Source organism: Streptomyces sp. NPDC043746 (assembly GCF_056436485.1).
This window is the reverse complement of sequence record NZ_JBWKCM010000021.1, coordinates 46,628-55,295: the sequence shown is the minus strand read 5'-3', so window position 1 is coordinate 55,295 and position 8,668 is coordinate 46,628. Positions and strand designations below refer to the sequence as shown.

General features: G+C 74.9%; 5 protein-coding genes and 1 pseudogene. 4 read left to right on the top strand and 2 right to left on the bottom strand.

Annotation, left to right across the window (positions count from 1 at the left end):
* The 3 genes from AC0682_RS21975 to AC0682_RS21965 all read left to right on the top strand — a co-directional run.
* Positions 1-1,707 (top strand): DUF4153 domain-containing protein (locus tag AC0682_RS21975; RefSeq protein WP_478534753.1); only part of this gene is annotated, 1,707 nt, incomplete at its 5' end.
* A 118-nt stretch (positions 1,708-1,825) separates the two neighbouring features.
* The gene (locus tag AC0682_RS21970) at positions 1,826-2,536 is read left to right on the top strand and encodes a ribonuclease HII (protein ID WP_478534752.1); all 711 of its coding nucleotides are present in this window, start codon (positions 1,826-1,828) and stop codon (positions 2,534-2,536) included.
* Between the two features lie 88 nt (positions 2,537-2,624).
* A complete protein-coding gene (locus tag AC0682_RS21965; protein ID WP_478534800.1) occupies positions 2,625-3,245 on the top strand; it encodes a hypothetical protein in 621 nt (206 codons plus the stop codon).
* Positions 3,246-3,419: 174 nt separating this feature from the next.
* Here the strand turns inward: AC0682_RS21965 and AC0682_RS21960 are convergent, their stop codons facing one another.
* Complete coding sequence (locus AC0682_RS21960; protein ID WP_478534751.1) at positions 3,420-4,070, bottom strand: hypothetical protein; 651 nt, start codon at positions 4,068-4,070, stop codon at positions 3,420-3,422.
* A 235-nt stretch (positions 4,071-4,305) separates the two neighbouring features.
* The gene (locus tag AC0682_RS21955) at positions 4,306-6,477 is read right to left on the bottom strand and encodes a RecQ family ATP-dependent DNA helicase (RefSeq protein WP_478534750.1); all 2,172 of its coding nucleotides are present in this window, start codon (positions 6,475-6,477) and stop codon (positions 4,306-4,308) included.
* 110 nt (positions 6,478-6,587) lie between these two features.
* Between AC0682_RS21955 and AC0682_RS21950 the strand changes: the two are divergent.
* Positions 6,588-8,097 (top strand): annotated as a pseudogene (locus tag AC0682_RS21950) (DUF4192 domain-containing protein).
* Positions 8,098-8,668: the final 571 nt, after the last annotated feature.

Below are 8,668 nucleotides of genomic sequence, written 5' to 3'. Positions count from 1 at the left end.
TCCGGGGCAGCAGAAACGGCCGGGACGTCCAAGGCGGCACAGCCGTCGGCCGACCGCCCGACGACTCCCCGACCACCCTCCCCGATCGCCGTCGCACCGCCCCGGCTCCAGGCTCCGCCCCCGCAGCCCGGCGGGCCGTGGCAGCCCCCGGTGAAGCGACCCGGTGCGACGGCCGAGCTCCGTCCGGCCGCGCCGCCCCCGCCTCCGCCCGCCGTCCTCGCCGCGGTCCTGGCCACCGCCGTCCTCAGCGCACTCCTGCTGGGCGACGGTCTGGGCGTGAACCTCCTGATCGTCGCCGTGCCCGCCGTCCTGGCCGCCGCCTTCGCGGCGCGGGCCGCCGGCCGTCGGCTGCGGCCCTGGGCAGTCACCTGGGCCGTCGCGGGACTCGCGCTGCTCGCCGTCCCCACGCTCCGGGACGCGGGCTGGCCGACCTTCCTGGCCCTCGTGTCGGCCTTCGCGCTCGGTTCGCTCGCGCTGCACGGCAGCCGGAGCTGGCCGGGCGTGCTGATCGGCTCCGTGGGCATCCTCGACGCGATCGGGCCGGGGGTCCGGTGGGGCTGGCGCGGGGTACGGGAGCGGGCTGACGACTCCCGGGGGCGCTGGGCCACCGCCGTACGCACCACGGCCGTGGCCCTCGGGCTCCTGGTGGTGTTCGGGACGCTCTTCGCCAGTGCCGACGCCGCCTTCGCCGACCTGCTGGGCCGACTCGTCCCCGATGTGTCGATCGTGGACGGCCCGTGGCGGACGTTCCTCTTCCTCGTGGGGCTCGTCGGCGCGCTGGCCGCAGCCCGTACCGCCGCCGCGCCGGTGCGCTGGGACGGGCTGGCCGTCGGACCGGGCAAGCCCCGGGGACGTGTGGAATGGGCCCTTCCGCTCATCGTCCTCGATCTGCTCTTCGCCGCCTTCGTCACGCTCCAGCTGACCGTCCTCCTCGGCGGCTACGAGAAGGTGCGGGAGGCGACCGGGCTCGACCACGCCCAGTACGCCCGCCAGGGCTTCTGGCAGCTGCTCTGGGCCACGCTGCTCACCCTCCTGGTCATCGCCCTGGCCCTGCGCCGGGCGCCGCGCGCGTCCGCCCGCGACCGGACGCTGGTCCGCGCCGTCCTCGGCACCCTCTGCGTGCTCACGCTCGTCGTCGTCGCCTCGGCGTTGCGCCGCATGGACCTGTACGTCGACGAGTACGGGCTGACCCGGCTCCGGATCTCCGTGGCCGCGATGGAGCTGTGGCTCGGCGTCGTCTTCGTCCTGATCCTGGCCGCGGGGGTCCTCGGCGCCAGGATCCTGCCCCGCGCGATCGCGGCCAGCGCGGCGGCCGCTGTACTGGCCTTCGGACTGATCTCGCCGGACGCGGTCGTCGCCGAACAGAACGTCCGGCGCTTCGAGGACCGGGGTGCGATCGACCTCGACTACCTCAGGGACCTCTCCGCCGACGCCGTACCGGCCCTGGACCGCCTGCCGGAACCGCAGCGCTCCTGTGCGCTCCGGACCGTCCAGCGCGAGCTGCGCGGCTCCGACTCACCTTGGTACGCCACCAGTTGGGGAGAGGCGCGGGCCGCGCGGATCCTTCGCGAGAGGCCCGTGGCCGTGGACCGCGGCACCTGCCACGGCCTGGGCACCGACGGCGTACGGGAGGGGGACGAGAGGGGGGAACGGCAGGGCGAGCAGAACGGCTACGAGCGCGACCGCGACGCGTACGACCCGTACTGATCCCCCGCAGGCGCACTCACCCCGGTTCCACCCGATCCGGGCCCGGCGGCCGAATCTCGGTGTGCACGGCGCCCCGGGGTGTTGCTGCCGTCGCTCTCGGCGTACGCTGGCTGGCGCCATGCCGTACGAACCACCCACGCACACCGTCGAGCGCTCGCTTCGCGCTACCACCGGCGCCAGGACCGTTGCCGGTGTCGACGAGGTCGGACGCGGGGCGTGGGCCGGACCCGTCACCGTGTGTGCCGCGGTCACCGGCCTGCGCCGACCGCCCGAAGGCCTCACCGATTCCAAGCTGTTGACGCCCCGGCGGCGTGCTGAGCTGGCTCCGGTGCTGGAGAGCTGGGTCACCGCCCACGCCCTCGGGCACGCCTCTCCGCAGGAGATCGACGACCTCGGTATGACGGCCGCGCTCCGGCTCGCCGCCGTACGGGCCCTGGAGGGGCTGCCGGTGCGACCCGACGCGGTGATCCTCGACGGCAAGCACGACTACCTGGGCGCCCCCTGGAAGGTCCGTACGGTCATCAAGGGCGACCAGTCCTGCATCGTGGTGGCGGCTGCCTCGGTCATCGCCAAGGTGCACCGCGACCGGATGATGGCCGAACTGGGCGGGAGGTCCGAGGAGTACACGGACTTCGCCTTCGCCGCCAACGCGGGGTATCCCTCCCCGGTGCACCGGGCCGCTCTGGAGGCGCGGGGGCCCACACCCCATCACCGCCTCTCCTGGTCGTATCTGGACGCGCTGCCCCGGTGGCAGCACCTGAAGAAGGTCCGTTTTTCCGCCGAGGCGGCCGCACTCGAAAGCGGGGGCCAGCTCGGCTTCGAATTCTGATCGCGCGCAGGCGCCCCACCGACGACGCCGACCGACCGCGTCGGCCCACGACAGACCACCTTCCTGCCTCAATCCCGAGGAGCCTCAGATTCACGAGAGTGCCCAGGGTCCCCGCGTCACTCCGGCCGCCGGCCGTACCGCGCCGACCCCCCGTCCCGTACCAGGTCCGCGTTCCGCGGCCACGCCGCGGCCCGGCCGTCCGGTCCCCGGCCCCGCGCGCCCCGCGCCTCCGGCGCAGCGCGCACATCCTGCCCCTGCACCCGTGCCCGGTCCCGCGACGCCCAGGAGCGCTCCGGCTGGCCGGCCGGAGAATCGTTCCGCGCCGCAGCTCCAGCTGATCCCGGCCTCGGTCGGCGGAGCCCTCGACGCGGCCGAGGAAGCGGTCGACCTGCTGCTGGAGTCCGGCCGTGCGCCGGGCGACATCCTGGTGCTCACCACCGGTGAGCAGCACCCGTGGGCCGCCCATGAGCTGTCCTTCGGTGAGGCCGCGTACTGGGCCCAGCAGGACGCGGGCGACGACGTCTTCTTCGCGGACGCCTCCGCGGTCGACCGGGCGAAGGCCCGGCCCGTGGTCGTGGTGGCGGTCAACGGGGACGCCGGCGAGACCGTCGCCCGTGCGCTGCCCGTGGCCCGTGACCGTGCCGCCGCGCTGCTGATCGTCTGCGGGGACCCGCAGACGGTCAACGCCGCACTCGGTGCGGGTGTCTGAACCGCCGCACCGCACAACCGAGGAGCCCCGGCAGCCCTGTGCGGGCAGCCGGGGCTCCGGCCGTCGGGCACGGTCCGGGTCGTGCTCACGCACGGTCGGCGGTCAGCGCCTGCGTTCGCCCCGCCGCTGTGGGCGGCTCAGCGTCCGGCGCGCTCCGGGCTCCGGGCTTCGCGCTCACCGTGCGGCCGAGCGGTGCAGCGCCTGGGCCGAGCCGCCGCCGGTCCGGGTCAGCGTGGGCGGCTGCTCGGTGACGAGGTCGGCCAGCGGGGCGGGCTCCGACAGGGAGCTGGGCCGTCGTCCGCCCCGCCCCTCACCGAGCACCTGCCAGCCCCCGCCGGTCAGCGTGATGTACGCACCGCACCGCAGCCCGTGCAGTGTGCAGGCGTCCCGCAGGCCCCACATCCACGCGCCGTCCTCCTCGGTCCACCGCTCGTCGCCGTCACGGCAGTAGAGAAGTACGGCTGTACGCACCGGAGTACGGCGGCGCAGATCGTGCGGGGTCACCCGTCGCAGGTGGGCCAGCAGGGCGTTGCGGAACTCCCAGCCGTCCGCCGCGACCGTGTCCCGGCGCATGAACGAGGCGCTCGCCGTGAGCCGTTCCTCATGGTCGAGGACCGCGATCACGGCGGTCGTGGGCGTCGGCCGATGGCGGGAGTGCAGGCCGCTGACGACCTCGCGCGGGCTGCGCAGCAGCGGTATGCCCGCCGAGGCCCACTCGGCGGGTTCGAGCATCCGGGCAAGGCGGTTGACGGAGGCCGCGGAGCCTGGTGGCGTGGGGAACGCCGATATCGAAGTGGCGGGGGACGGGGCGAATCCGAAGGTCATGGTCCTCCCTTCGCTACGCGCCCACGGTGCGGGCAGGGTCGAGTGAGGGCGCGCCGCGGCACAGCCCTTCCGGGCCCGACGAGAACTGTGCGGGGAGCAGTCCCGATTCTTCCTGGCGTACCGGCAGGCGGCAACGAGCAATTGACGACGCTGACGGGTATCGGCCGGAATGCTACTGATATCCCTGCCCAGCCTCGGCCGGATGACGCCTGCCGTTCCCCCCGTTCATCGCTGATCACCCCTGAACCGCGAGGACCAGGGGACACACCCCCTCGGCTCCGGCGCGCCGCAGCAGCCGAGCGGCCACGGCCAGTGTCCAGCCGGTGTCGGAGAGGTCGTCGACGAGGAGCACCGGCCCACCTGCGGACTCCAACGCCGCCGCCAGCTCCGGCTCCACGGTCAGGGCCTCGTGCAGGGCTCGTACCCGCTGCGCGCTGTTGGTCTGCGAGGCCGTCAGGTTTTCGGCGCCCGGGGCGTATGTCACCGCCCCGAGCAGGGGCATCCGGCCGATCTCGGCGATGCGTCGGCCGAGGGACCCCACCAGCTGAGGTCTGCGGCGGGAGGCGACGGTGACGACACCGGTCGGCCGGGGAGCGGCGTCGGGCGAACCGGAGGCCCAGCCGCCGGGGCCCTTGGCCCAGTCGGCGAGAACGGTGACCACCGCGTCCATGACATCGTCCGGAACCGCTCCGTCCGGAGCCTGCGCCGCGAGCATGGGACGCAGCCGGTTGCCCCACCCGATGTCGGAGAGGCGGCCCAGCGCCCGGCCGGGGGAGGCGAGTTCACCGGCGGGGATGCGGCCTTTGAGGTCGACACCGACGGAGGAGAGCCCGGTGGGCCACATCTTGCGGGGGGCCACCTCCACGCCCGGCCTGCCCAGCTCGTTGCGGGCGCCGTCCAGGGCGGCGGTGGAGACCTTGTCGTCGAAGCGGGCGCCGGCGCAGTTGTCGCAGCGGCCGCAGGCGGTGGCCTCCTCGTCGTCGAGCCGCAGCCGCAGGAACTCCATCCGGCACGCCGTTGTGGTGGCGTAGTCCCGCATGGCCTGCTGCTCGGCGGCCCGCTGCCGGGCGACCCACGCATAGCGCTCGGAGTCGTAGACCCAGGGCTCTCCGGTGGAGATCCAGCCGCCCTTGACGCGCTTCACCGCACCGTCGACGTCCAGCACCTTGAGCATCGTCTCCAGCCGTGTCCGCCGGAGATCGACCAGGGGCTCCAGCGCGGGCAGGGAGAGCGGCCGCTCCGCGCGGGCCAGCACGTCCAGGGTTCGGCGCACCTGCTCCTCGGGCGGGAAGGCGACCGAGGCGAAGTACTGCCAGATCGCCTCGTCCTCCTTGCCGGGGAGCAGCAGCACCTCGGCGTGCTCGACCCCGCGCCCGGCACGTCCCACCTGCTGGTAGTACGCGATGGGGGACGAGGGCGAGCCCAGGTGCACGACGAAACCGAGGTCGGGCTTGTCGAACCCCATGCCCAGCGCGGAGGTGGCGACCAGCGCCTTGACGCGGTTGGCCAGCAGGTCGTCCTCCGCCTGCTGGCGCTCCGCGTTCTCCGTCCGGCCGGTGTAGGAGGCGACCGGATGGCCGTTCTGCCGCAGATAGGCGGTGACCTCCTCGGCCGCCGCGACCGTGAGTGTGTAGATGATTCCGGAACCGGGCAGCTCCCCGAGGTGGTCGCCCAGCCAGGCCAGCCGGTGCGCGGCGTTCGGCAGCTGGAGGACCTCCAGGCTCAGGCTCTCCCGGTCCAGCGGACCGCGCAGGACCAGCGCGTCGGTGCCCGCGCCCGTGCCGAGCTGCTCCGCGACGTCCGCCGTCACGCGCGCGTTGGCCGTGGCGGTGGTGGCGAGCACGGGCACCCCGGCGGGGAGATCGGCGAGCATGGTCCGCAGCCGCCGGTAGTCCGGCCGGAAGTCGTGTCCCCAGTCGGAGATGCAGTGCGCTTCGTCGACCACGAGGAGTCCGGTCGCGGCGGCCAGCGCGGGCAGCACCTGGTCCCGGAAGTCGGGGTTGTTCAGCCGCTCCGGGGAGACCAGCAGGACATCGACCTCACCGGCGGCCACCTCGGCCTGGACGCTCTCCCACTCCTCCGTGTTGGACGAGTTGATCGTGCGGGCGCTGATCCCCGCCCGCGCGGCCGCCGCGACCTGGTTGCGCATCAGCGCCAGCAGCGGCGAGACGATCACGGTCGGACCGGCGCCCTGCGCGCGCAGCAGCGAGGTCGCCACGAAGTAGACGGCGGACTTGCCCCACCCGGTGCGCTGCACGACCAGCGCCCGGCGCTTCTCCGCGACCAGCGCTTCGATGGCCAGCCACTGGTCCTCGCGCAGCCGGGCCCCACCCGTGGAGTCCCCGACGAGGCGGGCGAGGACGGAGTCGGCCGAAGCCCTGAGCGCTGAGCGGTCTGCGTTGGTCATCCCCCCATGCAACCCGATGACGACCACAAACCGCGAACGGCGGGGCGAGCCTGTGGATAACGTTATCCACAGGGGTCGCGGGATCCGGCGGGGCGCGGGACCGTCGAGCCATGAACAAGCACCAGGAATCCCCCGGCCCGGCCGACGGCCGGCAGATCACTCTCCGAGGCCCCGCCGAACTCGCCGACGCCCTCCCGTATCTGATGGGTTTCCATCCCGACGACAGCGTCGTGATGGTGGCCCTGCACGGCGACCGGGGCCGGTTCGGCGGACGGCTCCGGCTCGGTATCCCACGGGCGCCCGGTGAATGGGGGCCGATCGCCGCCGAGCTCGCAACGAGCCTCATCACGGGGAGCGAACGCCGTGAGGGGCGGCCCGACGCGATCCTGATCTTCCTCTGCCAGGACTCGCCGGACGGCGCGAGCGGCCGTGTGACCATGGAGCGGCTGCGGCCGTTCGCCCAGAGCCTGCGCACGGCGTGCGGGGCGCTCGACGTGCCTGTGCTCGAAGCCCTCTGCATCTCGGACGGCCACTACTGGTCCTACTGCTGCCCGGACGTCCGATGCTGCCCGCCCGAGGGAAAGCCCCTGGCCATGCCCGGTACGACGGTGATGGCCGCCGCGGCGGCGTACGCCGGGATCCAGGTGCGGGGGACGCTGCGCGACATGGAGGCCCGGCTCACCCCCTGGCAGACCCGGGACACCGCCGACGCTCAACTGCGGGCCCTGGACCGGGCCGCGCCGTCGCTGGTGGCCCGGATCCTGAACGACCGGGCGAAGGCGCAGGTGGCGGAGGAGACCCTCACGCTCGCCCGCACACTCATGGGTCGCCTCGGAGGGATGCCGCCCGCCCCGGAAGCGGTCTCCGAAGTCGGGGACGACCAGGCCGTCGACGACGAGGAGGCCGCCGCCGTCATCCTCGGCCTCCAGGACCGGGAGACCCGCGACAAGGCGGCCGCCTGGATGGAGGGACCTGACGGCCACCACGCCCTGAGGCTCTGGCGCACCCTCGCCCGCCGCTGCGTCGGGCCGTACGGCGAGTACGCGGCGGCCCCGCTCACCCTGGCGGGCTGGGTCTCCTGGTCCACCGGCGACGAGCCCGGCGCCCGGGTCGCCCTGACCATGGCACTGCGCGCGGACCCGCACTACACGTTCGCGCAACTCCTGCACCGCGCGTGCAACGAGGGCCTCGACCCCGAAACCCTGCGCCGCTGCCTGCGAGGCGAGGCCGAAGGCGTGGAGGCGACGGGTTCGGGTGCCCGGGAGGGTGGGGATGCCGGGGCGGTGGTGGAGGCCGGGTGGCCCGGGGATGCCGGGGTTCCGGCGGGGCCAGATGAGAAGGAGGCGACCGGGGCCGAGCGGCCCGAGGGAGTCCGGGCGGGGGAGAGCGGGGAAGCGCAGGTGGCCGGAGCCCCAGGGGGAGCCGGGGCGGCGGCGCACGTGGAGCGGCCCGGGGGGGTGGGGGCGGCGACGGGTGTCGAGCGGCCCGGAGCGGCGAGGGCATCGGCGGGCTCCGAGCGGCCGGAGAAGGCCGGGAAGGCTGGGGCGGCCGACACGGCGGCGGGAGCCGAGACCGCCCGCGGGCCTGCCCTGCGCGTCCGCCGGGTCAGGCCCGCGGTGAACAGGGCACGGCGGCGCGGGAGCGGGCGCCGGGCCACGGGCACCGAGGGGAGGCCGCCGGCGCCCGGCACCGCCCGGAGGGGGCCGACCGCCGCCGGGCGCCGCATGAGCGACATCCGGCGGTACGACCGACGGGGCACCGGGACGCGCCGCTGAGACGCGGAGCTGAGCCCGGGCGGGAGTTCGCACGCGAGGAAGACCGCGCTCGCTCCGGCCGGCAGCCGGGGGAGCCCGCCCCGCTCGCCCGGGGAGGGCTCTCCACCTCCCCGGGCGGGGATATCCCACCTCGGAGGGCTGCCCGCCCGCCCAAGGGTGTCCCCGGGCCCTGCACCGGGCCCAGCCCCTTGCCTCCACCGCCCCCGACCGCCCGCCCGCCAATGGGCTGTCCTCCCGCGCCGGTCGCCCGACCACTCGGCCGCCTGCTTCCGGGTGGTCGCCTGCCGCCCCGGCTCCGTCCCGGCTCGGGGCCCCGGGGGGGGGGGGGGGGGGGGGGGGGGGGGGGGGGGGGGGGGGGGGGGGGGGGGAGGGGGGGGGGATGGGGGGGGGGGGGGGGGGACGCTGCTCTGCCGCCC